The sequence below is a fragment of the Amycolatopsis stemonae genome, assembly GCF_054781455.1.
This window is the reverse complement of the sequence record NZ_BAAGUJ010000006.1, coordinates 282,079-298,095: the sequence shown is the minus strand read 5'-3', so window position 1 is coordinate 298,095 and position 16,017 is coordinate 282,079. Positions and strand designations below refer to the sequence as shown.

At 69.5% G+C, this 16,017-nt stretch carries 14 protein-coding genes; 3 read left to right on the top strand and 11 right to left on the bottom strand.

Features of this window, described 5'->3' with window-relative positions; all coding sequences use genetic code 11:
- Position 1: 1 nt before the first annotated feature.
- Genes ACYVLJ_RS24105 through ACYVLJ_RS24075 form a run of 7 tightly spaced genes read right to left on the bottom strand, consistent with a single transcriptional unit; the run spans position 2 to position 8,579 of the window.
- Positions 2-784, bottom strand: coding sequence for an SDR family NAD(P)-dependent oxidoreductase (locus ACYVLJ_RS24105; protein ID WP_460440405.1), 783 nt, complete (start codon positions 782-784; stop codon positions 2-4).
- A complete protein-coding gene (locus ACYVLJ_RS24100) occupies positions 781-2,295 on the bottom strand; it encodes a class I adenylate-forming enzyme family protein (protein WP_460440404.1) in 1,515 nt (504 codons plus the stop codon). Before ACYVLJ_RS24100 ends, ACYVLJ_RS24105 begins: the two co-directional genes overlap by 4 nt.
- Entirely contained in the window at positions 2,292-3,719 is a 1,428-nt protein-coding gene (locus tag ACYVLJ_RS24095) for an aldehyde dehydrogenase family protein (protein WP_460440403.1), read from the bottom strand. Before ACYVLJ_RS24095 ends, ACYVLJ_RS24100 begins: the two co-directional genes overlap by 4 nt.
- A complete protein-coding gene (locus ACYVLJ_RS24090; protein WP_460440402.1) occupies positions 3,719-4,420 on the bottom strand; it encodes a hypothetical protein in 702 nt (233 codons plus the stop codon). The genes ACYVLJ_RS24095 and ACYVLJ_RS24090 overlap by 1 nt, the downstream gene beginning before the upstream one ends.
- Positions 4,417-6,336, bottom strand: coding sequence for a hydantoinase B/oxoprolinase family protein (locus ACYVLJ_RS24085; protein ID WP_460440401.1), 1,920 nt, complete (start codon positions 6,334-6,336; stop codon positions 4,417-4,419). The genes ACYVLJ_RS24090 and ACYVLJ_RS24085 overlap by 4 nt, the downstream gene beginning before the upstream one ends.
- A gap of 5 nt (positions 6,337-6,341) precedes the next feature.
- Positions 6,342-8,360 carry a hydantoinase/oxoprolinase family protein gene (locus tag ACYVLJ_RS24080; protein WP_460440400.1) on the bottom strand — a complete coding sequence of 673 codons (2,019 nt, stop codon included), beginning with the start codon at positions 8,358-8,360 and terminating at the stop codon, positions 6,342-6,344.
- A 15-nt stretch (positions 8,361-8,375) separates the two neighbouring features.
- Positions 8,376-8,579, bottom strand: a complete 204-nt coding sequence (locus tag ACYVLJ_RS24075; RefSeq protein WP_460440399.1) for a hypothetical protein — start codon at positions 8,577-8,579, stop codon at positions 8,376-8,378.
- A gap of 147 nt (positions 8,580-8,726) precedes the next feature.
- Between ACYVLJ_RS24075 and ACYVLJ_RS24070 the strand changes: the two genes are divergently transcribed.
- A complete protein-coding gene (locus ACYVLJ_RS24070; RefSeq protein ID WP_460440398.1) occupies positions 8,727-9,689 on the top strand; it encodes an AraC family transcriptional regulator in 963 nt (320 codons plus the stop codon).
- 1 nt (position 9,690) lies between these two features.
- On the opposite strand, the gene ACYVLJ_RS24065 is transcribed toward ACYVLJ_RS24070, so the two are convergent.
- Complete coding sequence (locus tag ACYVLJ_RS24065) at positions 9,691-10,824, bottom strand: CaiB/BaiF CoA transferase family protein (RefSeq protein WP_460440397.1); 1,134 nt, start codon at positions 10,822-10,824, stop codon at positions 9,691-9,693.
- Between the two features lie 81 nt (positions 10,825-10,905).
- Here ACYVLJ_RS24065 and ACYVLJ_RS24060 point away from each other — a divergent pair, with 81 nt between their 5' ends.
- Positions 10,906-11,598: a GntR family transcriptional regulator gene (locus tag ACYVLJ_RS24060; protein ID WP_460440396.1), complete on the top strand. Its 693-nt coding sequence runs from the start codon at positions 10,906-10,908 to the stop codon at positions 11,596-11,598.
- A gap of 61 nt (positions 11,599-11,659) precedes the next feature.
- On the opposite strand, the gene ACYVLJ_RS24055 is transcribed toward ACYVLJ_RS24060, so the two are convergent.
- Positions 11,660-11,926 carry a hypothetical protein gene (locus ACYVLJ_RS24055; RefSeq protein ID WP_460440395.1) on the bottom strand — a complete coding sequence of 89 codons (267 nt, stop codon included), beginning with the start codon at positions 11,924-11,926 and terminating at the stop codon, positions 11,660-11,662.
- Between the two features lie 536 nt (positions 11,927-12,462).
- Between ACYVLJ_RS24055 and ACYVLJ_RS24050 the strand changes: the two genes are divergently transcribed.
- Positions 12,463-13,752: a hypothetical protein gene (locus ACYVLJ_RS24050; RefSeq protein WP_460440394.1), complete on the top strand. Its 1,290-nt coding sequence runs from the start codon at positions 12,463-12,465 to the stop codon at positions 13,750-13,752.
- 149 nt (positions 13,753-13,901) lie between these two features.
- Here the strand turns inward: ACYVLJ_RS24050 and ACYVLJ_RS24045 are convergent, their stop codons facing one another.
- Together ACYVLJ_RS24045 and ACYVLJ_RS24040 are read right to left on the bottom strand one after the other, a co-directional pair.
- Positions 13,902-15,206, bottom strand: a complete 1,305-nt coding sequence (locus tag ACYVLJ_RS24045; RefSeq protein WP_460440393.1) for an MFS transporter — start codon at positions 15,204-15,206, stop codon at positions 13,902-13,904.
- Positions 15,207-15,317: 111 nt separating this feature from the next.
- On the bottom strand, positions 15,318-15,962 hold the full coding sequence (locus ACYVLJ_RS24040; protein ID WP_460440392.1) for a GntR family transcriptional regulator: 645 nt from the start codon (positions 15,960-15,962) through the stop codon (positions 15,318-15,320).
- Between the last annotated feature and the right edge of the window lie 55 nt (positions 15,963-16,017).

Here is a 16,017-nt window from a genome sequence, read left to right as displayed (position 1 = left end):
ATCAGGCCGGGTCGAAGACGGTCGTCGCCGGGTCGACCGCCGCGCCGCCGCCGTCGGCCACCAGGACGTGCCCGGTGACGATCGACGCGTCCGCCGACGCCAGGAACGCGCACACCGAAGCGATCTCTTCCGGCTCGGCGACCCGGCGCAGCGGCACGTGCTCGGCCACCTTGCGGTACGCCTCGTCGACCGAGATACCCTCCCGCTCGGCGAGGTACTTCATCGCGCCCTCCCCCAGCGGGGTGCGCACCCAACCCGGGCAGACGCCGTTCACGCGGACGCCTCGCGGGCCGAAGTCCCGGGCCAGCCACCGCACCAGGCCGATCACGCCCGCCTTCGCGGCGCTGTACCCGACCGTCCCGGGCGGACCGGACGACAACCCCGCCGTCGAAGCGAACAACACCAGCGAACCCCGGCTCGCGACCAGGTGCGGCAGGACCTCCCCGGCCAGGAAGTAGGAGCCGTGCAGGTTGACGTCGAACGCCCGGAACCACGCATCGTCCGCCTTCGGACTCGCGGTGCCCGAGACCGCGGCACCCTGCGCGGCGACGACCGTGTCCAGTCCGCCCAGCTCGGCGACGGCCTGCCGGACGACCTCGCCCACCGCGTCCCGCCGAGTGCCGTCGGCGGGGAGCGCGATGCCGCCGATCTCGTCCGCGACCTCCTTGAGCCGGTCGGCGTTGATGTCGGTGACGGCGACCTTCGCGCCGTCCGCGGCGAACCGGCGGGCGGTCGCCGACCCGACGCCGCCCGCCGCGCCGCTCACCAGAACCAGCTCGCTCATGTCGCCACCTTCTCTCCGTATTCCTGGCGCAGCAGGTATTTCAGGACCTTGCCCGACGCGTTCCGCGGCAGCTCGGCCACGAACACGAAGTACTTGGGCACCTTGTACCCGGCCAGCCGCTCCCGGCAGAACTCCCGCAGGTCGTCCGGCGCGGAACCGCTCTCGGGGACGACGACCGCGCAGCCGACCTCCGCGTAGCGCTCGTCGGGAACCGCGACGACCGCGGCTTCCAGCACCCCGGGGTGCGTGGCGAGGACCTTCTCGACCTCGGCGGGGTAGATGTTCTCCCCGCCGCTGCGGATCATGTCCTTCGCCCGGCCGGCCAGGTGGAGGAAGCCGTCGGCGTTGACGTAGCCGAGGTCGCCGGTGCGGCACCAGCCGTCGTGGAAGGTCGCCGCGGTGGCGTCCGGCCGGTTCCAGTAGCCCTCGCTGACCGCCGGGCCGCGCACCTCGATCTCGCCGACCTCCCCCACGGCCGCCGCCGAGCCGAGCGCGTCGACCACCCGGGCTTCGGCGAGCGGCACCGGACGGCCGATGCTCTTCGGCTGCGCGAGAAAGTCCGCGTCTTCCAGGGTCGTCGCGATCGCACCGCCCTCGGTCAGGCCGTACACCTGGGTGAGCTTGACGCCGGGCCACCGCCGCTTGACCTCCTGGGCGACGGACGGCATCAGCGTGTCCCCGCCGAGGATGAACCGCCGCAGCGACGACGGCAGCTCCAGGCCGGGACGGTGCAGGAGTTCGTTGAGCATGAAGGGGAACAGCAGGCAGTCGGTCACCTGCTCCGCCCGCAGCACGTCCAGGAGCCGGTCGACGGTGAAGTTCCCGGACGGCAGGAAGACGGCCCGGCCGTGCATCAGCAACGCGGGCGCGACGACGGCTTCGAAGCCGCCCGCGTGGTAGATCGGACCGGGGACGAGCGCCACGGTGTCGTCGGAGAACTGCCAGCGCAGTGCCTGGGCCGTGGCGACCGCGACGGTGTTGCGGTGCGTCCAGACCGCGCCCTTCGGCGACCCGGTGGTGCCCGAGGTGTACAGCAGGCTCATCGGGTCCCGCTCGGTCAGGTCCGGCAGCTCCGCGCGCGACAGCGGCTCGTGCCCGCGCAGGACGTCGAACGGCCGCGCCCACTCCGGCACCGGCCCGGCGTCCGGCAGCACCACGACGGTGCCCGCCTCGGGTGTGATCCGGTCGGCCAGGCTGCTGTGCGCGATGACCACCGACGTCCCGGAGTCGGCCAGGATGAACGCCAGCTCGGCGGGCGCCAGGCGGAAGTTGAGCCGGACGGTGATCAGCCCGAGCCGGGTCGCCGCGAGGTACAGCGGCACGTATTCGGGGTCGTTGTACAGCAGCAGCCCGAGCCGGTCGCCCTTGCGCAGCCCCAGTTCCCGCAGGGCACGCGCGTAGCGCAAAGCCAAGTCGTCCAGCTCGCCGTAGGTGAGCCGCTCACGGCCGTCGAAGCTGATGGCGACCCGCGTGCGGTCGGGGGCGGCGTCGAGGATCCAGGGGAACGTCATCGCGGACCTCCGAGCAGGACCTGTTTCAGCTCGGTGAACTCGAGGATCCCTTCGGGACCGGCCTCGCGGCCCCAGCCGGAGCCCTTCACGCCGCCGAAGGGCGCGGTGAGCGCCGGGCCGAACGCGTTGACCGCGACCGAGCCCGCCCGGATCCGCCGGGCGTACTCGATGCCCTTGGCGCGGTCGGCGGTGTAGACGCTCGCGGACAGCCCGTACGACGTGTCGTTGGCCAGCCGAAGGCCGTCCTCGGGGTCGCTGTAGGTCAACACGGCGGTGATCGGTCCGAACACCTCGTTCTGCGCCAGGTCCGAGTCGCGGGCGACGTCGGTGACGAGCGTCGGTTCGAAGAACCAGCCGCGGTCGAACGGCCGCCGTCCACCGGTGACGATCCGGGCGCCCGCGGAGACCGCCCGCGAGAGAAACCCTTCCGTGCGGTCGACGACCGAGGGCGAGGCCAGCGGCCCGAGCTGCGTCCGCGGGTCGAGGGGGTCGCCGATGACCAGCCCTTCCCACGCCTGCTTGAGCAGCGCGACGAACTCGTCGTGCCGCCGCTCGGGCACCAGGATCCGCGAGAGCGCCGCACAGACCTGCCCGCCGCCGCTGGTCGCGCCGGGCACGAGGGTCTTGAGCACGACGGTCGGGTCGGCGTCGTCGAGGATCAGCGCCGGCGACTTCCCACCCAGCTCCAGGTGGGTGCGGGCGAAGCGGTGCCGGGTGGCTTCGATGATCGCCTGGGCGGCCACGCGCCCACCGGTGAGCGACACCATGTCGACGTACGGGCTGGTGGTGAGCGTCCGGCCGATCTCGGCGTCGCCGCAGAGGATGCTCAGCGCGCCCGCGGGGAACACGGCCGCGCAGTCCGCGATGATCCGCATGATGAGCTGCGACTCGGGTGCGGCCTTGACGATCACCGGGCAGCCGGCGAGCAGGGCGGGGAGGACCTTGCTCGCGATGGTGACCAGCGGTCCGTTGTAAGCGATGACCGCGGCGACCACGCCCGCCGCCTCGCGGCGCAGGACGACGTCGCCGAGCGCCGACTCACGGGAGTCGTCACACAGCACGTTGCCGGCGCTGTCCAGGAGGGTTCGCCAGGCGGCGACCGCGGCGAACTTGTGCAACGTGCGGCTGTAGCGGACCGGCATGCCGGACTCGACGGCCCACACCGTGCCCAGTTCGTCCAGCCGCTCCTCCAGCGCCGCGCAGAACCGGCCGCAGATCTCGACGCGGCGGGCCGCCGGCAGTTCGGCCCACGTTTCGAGGGCTTCGCGCGCGGCCTGCACGGCGGCGAGCGCGTGCTTCTCCGCCGGCAGCCCGACCTCGGCCACCACCTCGCCGGTGGCGGGCGAGACGACCTCGTAGGTGCTTTCGGCGGGCACCCACTCCCCCGCCACGAACACCTCGTCCGGGTGCGGAATCCCGTCCATCAGCTCGTGCCCTTCGCCGGGAAGAACGGGCTGACCGGCCGCAGGAACATCGAGCCGAACGGCAGCTTCATGAACTCCGGCAGCACCATCTCCCCGGACATAAGCTGCCGCTTGACGTCCTCGCGCATCGGCCCGAGATCGCCGCTGGTCTCGTAGATCGCCAAATGGCTCACCTCGGGCGTCACCACACCGGGCAGCGGCTTGACGCCCGAGGTCACGAACCGTTGCGCCCGAACGAATCCGGGCGCGGCGAGAACCTGCGGGATGTGCTCCTCGTCGTACCACTTGTCGTAGTCGGCGCTGTCGGCCGGACGCTCGCTGAAGACCAGCCACAGGTGCCGGTCGTCGAGGGTGCCGGGCTTGCGCTCGGAGTGGTGCGGATCGCTGACCGGTTCGAGGAACAGCGCGGTGAACGGCTGGACCATGAAGTCCGGCAGCACCATGTCGCCCGACATCAGCATCCGCTTGACCTCTTCGCGGAAACCGGCCGGGCTGCCGTCCAGCTCGTAGAGGGCCGCGTGCCCGAAGTCGACCGGCTCGGTGCCCGACAAGGGCTTGGTGTCCGCGACCACGAACCGCTGGGCGCCGACCATGCCGGTCGTGTCCATCACCTGCGGGATGTGCTCTTCGTCGTACCACTGGTCGAACGCGGCTCGTTCGCCGGTGAACGTCGAGAAGGCGAAAAACAGCGTGCGAGTCATGCTTCAGTCCTCTTCGTGCGGAGTTGCGCGGTGGCCGGTTCGTCGACGCGCAGGCCTTCCGGGTCGTGGTGCGGGTCGCCGGTGACGACGACGCCGTAGTCCCGGGCCGCGGCTTCGACGCTGACGTACTCGTTGCGCACGTCGGCGAGCACGCGGCCGGGGTCGCGGGCGAAGGGGTCGCCCCAGCCCCCGCCGCCGTTGGTGACGCAGCGCAGGACCGTGCCGGACGTCGTCTGCCACACCGGCCGGCTGGCGAAGTAGTGGTAGACGCCCTGCGGGTCCAAGGCTTTGGTGTCCGGGTCGAGCACACCCGCGACGGGGGTGCTGCCGGCGTAGACGTCGGCGCCGGTGCCGACCAGCCGCGGCCCGTCCTCGCCGGGCGGGAAGAACCACATCGCGCCGGTGGGGCCGGCCTGGCCGCCGTTGGCGCCGACGCCGCTGGGGACCTTCGTCCGGAACGGCGAGAGGTAGTGGTTCGCGTCGGCCAGCCAGAGGGTGTCCTTCAGGTTGGCCGCCCCGCCGCGGAACGTGCCGGCGCCGCCGGTGTCGATCGCGTGTTCCTTGCGCAGCAGGACGATCGGGGCGTCGTGCTCGATCGTCTCGGTCGCCGGGTCGAGGTTGTTCAGGAAGAACAGGACGGTGTAGCTGTCGCCGTCGCCTTCCTTGGTGGCGCCCCACGGTCCGTGCTCGCCGCCGCACTGGGTCGCGCTCGTCCACGGTGTGCCGTCGGCCGTCAGACCGGATGCGTTGTGGGTGTTGGTCGAGCCGTAGTCACCCGCGACGCCCTTCTCCCCCAAGATCGGGTTGAGCGCGTCGAAGATCGCCGACACCACTGCGCCGGAGGCTTCCCAGAACATCATGATCCCGCCGTCGGGCGGTAGCGACGACACGAGCGTGCCGGGCGGGGTGGCGAGGTCGATGGTGCGCCAGGTGCCCGAGGTGAACGGGATTTCGGGATCGAGCAGCATCGTCAGGGCGACGCCGACGGCGGTCTTGGTGTCCAGCACGCCGCAGTTGATGCAGGTCCGCGCCTGGGCCGAGGTGCCGGAGAGGTCGACCTCGATGTCGTGGCCGCGTTTGCGCAGGGTGACCTGCACGGTGTAGTCGACGCTGTCGTCCAGGCCGTCGGCGTCGAGGAGCGCCGATCCGGTGTAGTCGCCGTCGGGCACCAGCGCGATCGCGTCGCGCATGCGTTCCGCGGAGGTGTCGCAGGCGTAGGTGAGGGTGCCGAGGTAGGCGTCGAGGCCGTAGCGCTCGATGTTCTCCAGCACGAGGTGCTCGCCGAGCTTGAGCTGCTGGTGGATGCTCTTGAAGTCCGGCAGCAACATGCCGCCCCAGCGGGTGTTGTCGAAGATCAGGCTGAACGTCGAGCGCACCGGCTCGTCCTTCGCCCACAGCAGCACCGGCGGGATGACCAGGCCGTTTTCGTACACATTGGACTTCGTCGCGGAGAAGCCGCCCGGCACGGTGCCGCCCATGTCGAGCTGGTGGGCGCGCATGTTGACGAACGAGACGATCTTGCCGTCGACGAAGACCGGGCGGATGAAGCAGACGTCGTTGACGTGCGTGCCGCCGCGGTAGGGGTCGTTGCAGATGAGCACGTCGCCCGGGGACAGGTTCTCGGGGCCGTACTCCTCGACGGTGTTGCGCACGGCGTCGCCGAGCGTGCCGAGGAAGACGACCAAGCTGTTGCTGACGACGGGCATCGGGTAGCCCGCGTCCGGCGGGCCGCTGATCGTGCAGGCGAAGTCGTACCAGTCGCGGATGATCGGCGAGAACGCCTCGCGCATGAAGCCGGTCGACATGTGCTCCACCGCGTAGCGCAGGCGGTTGAGGATGACGGCCGCGGTGAACCGGTCGCTGCCGTAGGCAGTGCCGAATTCACCGTCGGAGAGGTCGCGCAAACGTTTGTCCACAGTGGTCACTTCCTCCGGATGAGCAGTTCGCCGTAGCGGCCGACGCTCGCACGCTGCCCGCCGCCGACGTGCGTGGTCGACAGGCCTTCGTCCACGATGGCCGGGCCGTCGAGCACGTCACCGGCCCGCAGCGAGGCACGGTCGTAAACGGCGGCTTCCTGACCTTCTTCGTGGTCGCCCAGGTAGCGCAGGACGGTCGTGCGGTCGGGCTTCAGGGGTTCGTCGCCGCGTTCCGGCAGCTCGGGGTAGGTGACCTTCGGGGTGTCGAGGACGGCTCGCACCCGGAAGGTGACGCCTTCGACCGGCATCATCTCGAAGCGGTTGCCCGAGCGGCCTTCGTAGGTGTCGTGGAAGGCCGCGATCAGCGCGGCGACGTCGGCCGGGCCGTCCGCCACCGGGACGAACGGCGTCTCCCAGCTCTGGCCGACGAGGTGGGCGTCCATGCTGCGGTGGAACGTCACCCGCGTGCCCGAGTCGAGACGCTCCCGCAACTGCGTCTCCATCTCGGCGAACAGCTCGTCGATCCGCGGTGCGGCGTCCGGGGTGAGCACGAGGTAGGCGCTGCGGTTGACGGTGAAGACCTGGTCGGCCGACAGCAGCCCCAGCGCGGAGAACAGGCCGGGGTTCGGCGGGACGATCACCTGCTTGCAGTGCACGGTGTCGAGCACGGCGGGCAGCAGCATCGGTCCGGCCGCGCCGTAGGCGACGAGGCTGTAGTCGCGCGGGTCGACGCCGTTCTTGATGGCGATGTTGAAGACGCCTTCGGCCATGTTGTTCACGGCCATCTCATAGGCGTAGCGGACCCGCTGGGCGAGCGTGAACTCGGAGTCGAGGCCTTCGAACGCCTGCTTCGCCAGTGCGGGATCGAGGGTGACCTTGCCGCCGGCGAAGCGTTCGGGGTCGATGATGCCGATCATCAGGCAGGTGTCGGTGGTGGTCGGCTGGGTGCCGCCTCGGCCGTAGCAGGCCGGGCCGGGGGCCGCGCCCGCGCTGTCCGGGCCTACCTGGACCTCGCCGGCCGGGCCGATCGCGACGATGCTGCCGCCGCCCGCGCCGATGCTGGAGATGTCGTTGGCCAGCGCGTTGACGACGAGGTCGTGCTCCAGCTCGAACGTCGTGTTGACGAACGGCTCCCCCGCCGTCACGACGCTGATGTCGCACGACGTACCGCCGACGTCGGCGCAGAGCAGATCAGGCTCCCCGATCAGCGCGCCGAAGTGGGCGCATGCGACGGTGCCCGCGGCCGGGCCGGAGAAGACGATCCGGAACGGCTGTTCCATGGCGCGCTCGGACGGGACGAGCGTCGCGGCGCAGTCGGCGAAGTTGAGTTGCCCGGTGAAGCCGAGGCCGGCCAGCCCCTTCTCCAGCTTCGCGGTGTAGTCCGAGTAGATGATCTTCATGAAGGTGTCGACCACGGTGGTCGAGGCCCGCGCGTACTCCTTGGCCAGCGGCGAGACCTCGCTGGAGATCGAGCACGGGACGTCCCCGAGCACCTCGCGGACCAGCTCGCGCAGCCGCAGCTCGTGCGCCGGGTTGACGTAGGCGTTGATCAGGCAGATCGCGACGCCGGTGACTTCGCAGCGCCGGAGCACCTCCAGCTCGGCACGGGCCCGGGTCTCGTCCAGTCCGAACAGGACACCGCCGTCGGCCGTGATCCGCTCGCTGATGCCGCGACGCAGGTAGCGCTGGACGAGCGGGCGGGCGGCGTCGCCGAAGCTGCGCCGCCAGCGCGGGTCGAGAATGGCCGGTGCCGGTCGCCAGACGCGGCCCATGTCGAGGATGTCGCGGTGGCCCTCGGTCGTCAGGAACCCGATCTTGGGCAGCCGCCGGGTGATCACGGCGTTGAGGCCGTGCGTGCTGGCGTGGTTGAACACGGGGGCGTCCTCGACGCCGAGAGTGGCGGCGCCTTCCAGGACCGGCCCGTGGACGTCGGTGTAGTCGGTGGACACCTTCGCGGTGCGGATCCGGCCGTCCTGGAGGGCCACCACATCGGTGAACGTGCCCCCGACATCGACTGCGATCATCGTTGATCCCTTTCGCTACAGCAGGTCGGAGAGGAGCTGGACCGGTCCGAGGCGCGACCACGGCGCGCGCTCGACCGACCGCAGGCAGTTCCGGCACTTGACGACCTGGAACCAGCCGCCTTCGGAAACCACCGGGTAGCGGCTCAGCTCGGCGGCGCCGCAGCGGGGGCACGCACCGTCCACAGGGGTCCGGTCGAGGACCGGGGTTTCGTCGTTCATCGCACAGCTCCGATGGTGTGCTCGTGGTCACTGGGTGGAGGTGACCGTAAGCCCGCCGCGAAGGGCGGCACCATCCCGTGAGCGAACCCGAGCGTCCACTTTCCGCAGGTTGGAGCTTTGCGCGTCCAAATATGATATTTTTGTGGCGTGTCCCAGCCGCTCAACTTCCGCACGGCCGACCTGGACGTCGCGCGCGAGCAGGTGACGAAGACGTTCGCCAGCCACGACGTGAGCGTCGTGGAGAACGGCGACCTGAAGTTCCGGCTGGACATCGCGCCCGCGCCCCGGCTGACGATCGGCCGGATGTCCTACGGCGCCGACACGACGATCCTCGGCCCGCCGATGCGGCTGTGCTACCACGTGAACCTGCCGGTGACCGGGCGCAGCACGGTGGAGCAGAACGGCGTGCGCCGGGACTTCGCGGCCGGCGAAGCGGGCGTCGCGTTCGTCCCCCAGGCGCCGGTGCTGGTGCGGTGGAGCGCGGACTCCTGGCAGTACCACGTGAAGCTGCCGAAGGACCTGCTCGAGGCGCACGCGGCCAAGCTGACCGGGCACCCGGTCGGTGAAGAAATCCGCTTCGACCTGACGTTCCCCCTGGCGTCGAGCTCCGGCCAAGCACTCGTCGCGACCGCGGGGTTCCTCTACGCCGAGCTGAGCCGCGACGGCGGGATCTCGACGATCCCGGCCGCGTGCCACGAGCTGGAATCGGCCCTGATGACCCAGCTGCTGATGACGATCCCGAGCCAGCTGAGCGCGAGCCTTCACAGCCGGCCCGCACACACGCGGCATTCGAAGATCCGGGAGATCGTCGACCACATCGACCACCACCCCGAAGACGAGACGACGACGGCCGATCTGGCGGCGATGGCCGGCATCAGCGCGCGGGCGCTGCAGGCGGGCTTCCAGGACGTCGTCGGCATGTCCCCGACGGCGTACCTGCGCGGCGTCCGGCTCGACCGCGTGCATCTGGAGCTCGTGTCCGGTCCGTCCCGGTCGGTCACCGAGGTCGCGGCAGCCTGGGGATTCTTCCACCCGGGCCGGTTCGCGCAGCAGTACCGCGAACGGTTCGGGGTGCTGCCCTCGGAAACGGCCCGGCGCACCCGAGGCTGAGTCAGGCCGTACGCCGCCGCGCCGTGGACCATTCCGCGAGGACGTCGGCGATGTCCGAGATCGTCGCTTCCGGCGCGCTCGGTTCTCGCCCCGGGGTGCGGCTCAGCCGAGGCGCGGGACGCGGGTGCAGCACTCCCCCGACCCGGCGGTAGACCTCGCGCTCGGCGTTGTGCGGGTGCTCGGCCGCTTCGTCGAAGGTGAGCACGGGCGTGACGCAGGCGTCCGTACCCGCGTAGACCGCCGCCCATTCGTCGCGGGTCTTGGCCGCGAACGCTCCGGCGATGAGTTCGCGCAGCTTGGGCCACGCCGCACGGTCGTCCTGCTCGGGCCAGCCGGTGAGGTCGACGTCGAGGCGGGTGACGAACTCTCGGTAGAAGTCGGGTTCCAGCGCTCCGACGGCGACGTACCCGCCATCGGCGCACCAATAGGTGTCGTAGAAGGGCGCGCCGGAGTCCAGGTAGTTGGTGCCGGGCTCGTCGTCGTACCGGCCCGCCGCGCGCAGCCCCTGGAGCTTGGCGGTCAGCAGGGCGACGCCGTCGACCATGGCCGCGTCGAGCACCTGGCCCCGTCCCGAGCACCGCGCCTCCAGAACCGCACAAACGATGCCGAAAGCGGCCGCGAGCGCACCGCCCGCGTAGTCCCCGAGCAGGTTGATGGGCGGGCGCGGGGCTTCGCCCGCGCGGGCCATCGCGTGCAGCGCCCCGGTCTGGGCCACGTAGTTGATGTCGTGCCCGGCCTGCTGGGCGAGCGGGCCGGTCTGGCCGTAGCCGGTCAACCGCGCGTACACCAGAGCCGGATTGCGCCGCAGCAGCACGTCCGGACCGAGGCCGAGCCGCTCGGCCACGCCGGGCCGGTAGCCCTCCAGGAAGACATCGGCGGCGTCGGCGAGGCGGAGCACCTGCTCGACCCCGGCGGGGCTCTTGAGGTCGGCCGCCACGGTCGCGACCCCGCGGTTGGCGAGGTCGTGCTCGGGCGCCATGCCCTCGGTCTGGCCCAGCGCGCGCCCGCGCCGGTTCGCCGGCCGCGTCACACGCACGACGTCGGCGCCCATGTCCGCCAGCAGCATGCTCGCGAACGGCGTCGGTCCCATGCCGGCGAGCGCGAGGACGCGCACCCCGGCCAGTGGTCCGGTCATCGTGGTTCCCTTCGGGACGGTTTCAGCATCATCGACAGAACGTTGTATATGATGTTTGCAAACGACTTGGGGAGGTGCCGGGTGGCCGACGACTCGATCAGGCCCCGCCGCGGCGACGTCCGGCAGCAGCTGCCGGAAGAGGTCGCCACCTACGTGCGCGAGCTCATCATGTCCGGGCAGGTGAAGCCGGGCGAGTTCCTCCGCACCGAGCCGATCGCCGAAGCCGTCGGCGTCAGCAACACCCCCGTCCGCGAAGGACTGTTGTCCCTGCGCAGCGAGGGGTTCGTCGAACTGGTTCCCCGCCGGGGATTCGTCGTCGCACCGGTGTCGCGACAGGACATTCGCGACCTGTTCTGGGCGCAGGCCCAGTTCTCCTCCGAGCTTGCCGCCCGGGCGGCGAAGAGGATCACCCCCGAGCAGCTCGACCGGCTCGAGGCGATCAACGAAGACTTCGAGAAGGCCGTCGAAGCCGGCGACCAGGAGACCGTCGCCCGCCTCGGCCACGACTTCCACCGCCAGATCAACCTGGCCGCGGATTCGCACCGGCTGACCCTGCTGCTCAGTTCGGTGGTCAAGCACCTGCCGAACCGCTTCTACGCCTCGATCGAGGAGCACGTGACGGCGACCCGTAACGACCACGCCGAGCTGGTCCAGGCCCTGCGCGGACGTCATGCGCGCAAGGCCAGGACGATCGCCGAGCAGCACATCCTCGAAGGCGCCGACAGCGTCATCAAGGTGCTGGAGGACCGCGGCCTCTGGGCCGGCGAGGAGTAGTAGTCACGGGCGATGTGGTGACCTGCGAGGCCACCACATCGCCCGTTGTCCTTCTCGGGGTTCACGCCGCCTCGGCCACAGTGCTCAGCGCGGCGGCACCGGCGGGCGTCAGCCGAGCGCGGAGGCGCTGACCCAGCCGCCCCGGGCCGGCCTGCACGACCAGGCCGCGATGGGCGAGCAGGTGCGCGGTGTACTGGTCACAGCACGGCAGCCCGTCCACGAACAGGTCCGGCTCACTGCTGCAGGTGATCTCGACGCGGCCGGTCGCCACGGCACGGAGGATGGCTCGCGCCCGGCAGTTCAGGTCTTCACCTGTTCGCTGAGTCATCTCGGCCTCCGTCCATCACTAACAATATTTTATATTATGCTTGCGTCGAATCGTAGTCAAGGGACCCGCCCACTGCCGTGGCACCGCACGCGACATGCGTCCAGCAGTCAGCGCGCTACCAAGTACAACGCACCCATCACGACAGCGACGGCGGCTCCGATTGCCGTCACGAGAGCGGATCCAGTGGTCAGATACAGAGCCCCTACTCCGACCATGACACCCTTCGCCACATCCAAGGCAGCTCTCGCTCGGCCAAGCTTGGGCCAGCGTGACCCACCCGCCTTCGACGGATTCGTGCTCTTTTTCATCTCAGCGGTCCCCACTCCTCTTCTCGACTGCCGAGCCACCGAGCGCCGCGTAACAAACTGAGACAACCGGTCGACTCACCGGGTACTGTGCTGGCTTCACGGTAGGGATGGCAGGACACGAAACCGCTTGATCGCCTGCAGCCTTTCGCTGCCGTGAGCGTTTGTTCGGCGCCGAAGCCCGGTCGTCGCTCGCCGACCGTCGCCTGGGCTTGCCTGCCATGGTCGGCGTTGACCCGCGACGTGACTTTGCCTCGCCTCGGAGGAACGGTGGGAGACTCGACAGGTTCGAGCAAGGCTTCCCCAACCAACCTGACCGCAGAGATCGAGCGAGCGCTGCGTTGGCTGGCGACCAGAAGGCACGCGAAGCCTCTGGCCCTCCTCCAGCACGCAATCGAAGAGCCCGGGAGCGACTCCGCTGCGCAACTGACGCCCCTGACGGCGGCGACCTCGACCCTCTCAGAGCCGACCGCGCCGACGCGGGCACTTGCCCTATGGGGTCTGATCATTGATGAGGTAAGCCGAATCGGCTCGAACGATGATTCCCGTCGCCGCAACGCTCTCTACGCCGCTTTTCGATTGAAACGACGCCCGGAAATCTCCGAATCATGGAAGTCGACACTCGAAGGACGATTCAGTCAGCTACTGGCGCTGCCCGGCGTGTTCGGCGATCCGGCACCGACAACGACGACGCCGATGCACCGGGCCTGGCGTGCCGGCGTCGCGGAAAAGCTCGCACCCCGAATACAAGAACGGCTCAATCAGCTCAGTGTTGACCCCGCCGCCTGGGAACCCTACGTGCTTATCGCCCGATCGGGCGAACTTGATCAACCTGACGCGCCATCGGGAACCTCGACCGAAGATCTCATGACCGGCTTCCGGCAACCCACGGAGGGAGCACAGCCGGTCTTCCTCCTGCTCTTCGTCACGACGGTGTTCATGCGCCGCAGAACGGCCTTCCGGCGCATCACTGAGCGACTGGTGACCGCACGCGAAGACGGCGTCGACGGCTACCTAGCCCGCGCGTTGACAGGCAAGGACTGGTCGCTCGACGACCCGTCTAACATCCCCGTGAGACCCCTCTGGAACTGCCGGTTGGACCCCCCTGTAACCTCTGCCCCCGGGGAATCGCAGATCACGAAGCTTCGGTTCCCTCGGTCATTGCTGCGAAACGAAAAAATCCTGTTCGTCTCCGAAGCCATTGATGATCACATAACGGAGGAACGTCGCTGGGTCAACGTCGAGGTTGACCACCACGGCATCGCGCCGGGAAAGCTTCTGCACGGCCACATTCCGATCTCTGGTTTGACGATCCGGATCAGGTTCGATGAGGCCGTTCACCCCACGGCATGCTGGTGGTACGCCGAACAGACCGAGCGCCAGCGGCTGACACCGCCCGCCCTGGGCGATCCACGCCGCCTCTCGATCGTCGATGGACACGTCGAACATACCTTCACCGAACGTTGTCACCCTCGCGACAACTATGGAATTGCGTTCCAATGGCCGTCCACTCAAGTATGATAGGGCCCTGTGTGCCCGGAAAGGTTCACCATGACAGCGGATGGCAAGGGCACGAGCAGCGGCGGCGGGAACACGGGCAACTGACCGCGAGACGTCGGGTCGGTCATGGCTGGACCAGAGCTTTCAACGTGAACCAGCCATGACCGGCATCAACTGTTCGGCCGACCGCTCCGGCCGAGCAGGGCCAGCGGGATCAGGCTGACCAGGCAGGAAGCCAGGATGTACGCCGACACGGACACCGTCGTGTGCGTCGCCTCGATCAGCGTCACCATCACGAACGGTGCCAGTCCCCCGCCGAGGATGTTGGCCAACTGGTAGCCCATCGACGCGCCGGAGAACCGGACGCTCGGCGGGAACATCTCGGCGAACATCGTGACACCGGGACCGAACATCGCACCCACCGAGATCTGGCCGACGACGATCGCGAGCAGTACGAACCAGAAGTTCCTCGTTTCCGCCAGCGGGAAGAGCGCGAAGGACCACGCCCCGGCGAGAACCACCCCGCCCGCGTACACCGGGCGGCGGCCCACGATGTCCGACAGCCGGCCGCAGAGCACGGTGCTCACGCCCGTCGCGATCATGGAGAACATCACCGCCGTGAGCATCGTGCCCTTGGCGATGCCCAGGTCGCGCACGCCGTAGTCGAGCAGGCCGGTCGCGGTCGCGTAGAACACGATCGTCGCCGGCAGGAAGATGAAGATGACCAGCAGCACCTGCTTCGGCCGCCGCAGCACCTGCAAGACCGACGAGCGCCGGGGCGCCGCCGCGAGCTTCTCCTCCACCGCGCGGAAGTCGGGGGAATCCTCGATGAAGCGGTGGATGTAGCGGACGACCGGGAACATGAAGACACCGAGCAGGAACGGCACCCGCCAGCCCCACGCCGCGAACTGCCCGGCCGTCAGCGACGTCGTGAGCACCACGAAGACCAGGCTTCCCAGGACCATCCCGGCGAAGATCCCCAGCTGCGGAAGCGCGCCGTGCAAGCCGCGGCGCTCCGCCGGCGCGTGCTCCACGGCCAGCAGGGTGGCCCCGCCCCACACGCCACCCACCGCGACACCCTGCACGATCCGCAGGAGGACCAGCAGGACGGGAGCGAGGGCACCGATCGCGGAGAACGTCGGCAGCAGCCCGACGAGAGTGGTCGCGACCGCCATCGACGTCGTCGACGCGACGAGCGCGGGCTTGCGGCCGAACCGGTCGCCGATGTGCCCGAACAGAGCCGCACCCGCCGGGCGGCCGGCGAACCCCACGGCGAAGGTGGCGAACGCGGCCAGCACGCCCGCTGCCGGGTTCGCCGCCGGGAAGAACTCCCGGTTGAAGACCAGCGACGCCGCGGTGCCGTAGATCAGGAAGTCGTAGTACTCGATGGACTGCGCGGCGATGGCGGCCGCGAGCACCTTCCCGCGGCGCCTCGTCGCCGCTTCAGGAGGGGCGATACGTCCTTGTACGCTCATGTCTTCCTCATCCCGGCATCGGAGATCACCCGGCAACCGCCGGGCGAGGAAGCACAATATAAAATGCTTACTTTGACGATGCAAGGCTCGCGCCGACATCGGCGTTCTGCCTCAGTGGTCCCAGAACCCCTGGGCTTCGAGCAGGGCGACGGCCCGCTCGGCACCGTCGGCGAAGTGCTTCTCCACCGCCGACCGGGCCCGGGCGCCCGAACGCGCCGACAACGCGGTCAGGATCCGGCGGTGATCCTCCTGCGCCTTGCCGGGCCAGTCCTCGTGCGCGTCGTAGAAGCCGTGCGACACCGTCTTGGCCAGGATGCCGAGGATCGAAATGAGCCGGCGCGAGTCCGAGCCGTGGTTGATCCGGCGGTGGAACTCGAAGTTGAGGCGCTCCTGCTCCGCGGGATCGACGCCCGACTCCATCCGGTCGGCGATGTCGTGCAGCGCCTGCAAGCTTTCCGGCGAGAGGTTCTTCGCGGCCCGCTCGGCGGCCAGGCCGGAGACGAGGCCGAACACCCGGTAGTGGTCCCGGATGTCATCCCGGGTCAGCTTGGCGACGAACGCGCCGCGCCGGGCGATGTGCTCGACGATCCCCTCGTGGTCGAGCGTGATCAACGCTTCGCGCACCGGGAGCTTGCTGATCCCGAGCTCCTCGGCGAGGGTGTCCTGGTCGATCTTGGCACCTGACCGCAGTTCGCCGGCGAAGACCCGGCGCCTGATTTCCTCGGCTGCGAACGCCTTCAGATTGCCACTGCTCACCCTGGGAACGTAACCGGCGAGCGCATCCCTTCGCCAGTACCTGATAAAATATATT

What these genes read in the sequence shown, in the direction of transcription:
- ACYVLJ_RS24065 (WP_460440397.1), bottom strand. Translation starts at nt 10,824, where the DNA reads ATGACCGGACCACTGGCCGGGGTGCGCGTCCTCGCGCTCGCCGGCATG.
- ACYVLJ_RS24090 (WP_460440402.1), bottom strand. Translation starts at nt 4,420, where the DNA reads ATGACTCGCACGCTGTTTTTCGCCTTCTCGACGTTCACCGGCGAACGA.
- ACYVLJ_RS24055 (WP_460440395.1), bottom strand. Translation starts at nt 11,926, where the DNA reads ATGACTCAGCGAACAGGTGAAGACCTGAACTGCCGGGCGCGAGCCATC.
- ACYVLJ_RS24045 (WP_460440393.1), bottom strand. Translation starts at nt 15,206, where the DNA reads ATGAGCGTACAAGGACGTATCGCCCCTCCTGAAGCGGCGACGAGGCGC.
- ACYVLJ_RS24080 (WP_460440400.1), bottom strand. Translation starts at nt 8,360, where the DNA reads ATGATCGCAGTCGATGTCGGGGGCACGTTCACCGATGTGGTGGCCCTC.
- ACYVLJ_RS24100 (WP_460440404.1), bottom strand. Translation starts at nt 2,295, where the DNA reads ATGACGTTCCCCTGGATCCTCGACGCCGCCCCCGACCGCACGCGGGTC.
- ACYVLJ_RS24105 (WP_460440405.1), bottom strand. Translation starts at nt 784, where the DNA reads ATGAGCGAGCTGGTTCTGGTGAGCGGCGCGGCGGGCGGCGTCGGGTCG.
- ACYVLJ_RS24095 (WP_460440403.1), bottom strand. Translation starts at nt 3,719, where the DNA reads ATGGACGGGATTCCGCACCCGGACGAGGTGTTCGTGGCGGGGGAGTGG.
- ACYVLJ_RS24075 (WP_460440399.1), bottom strand. Translation starts at nt 8,579, where the DNA reads ATGAACGACGAAACCCCGGTCCTCGACCGGACCCCTGTGGACGGTGCG.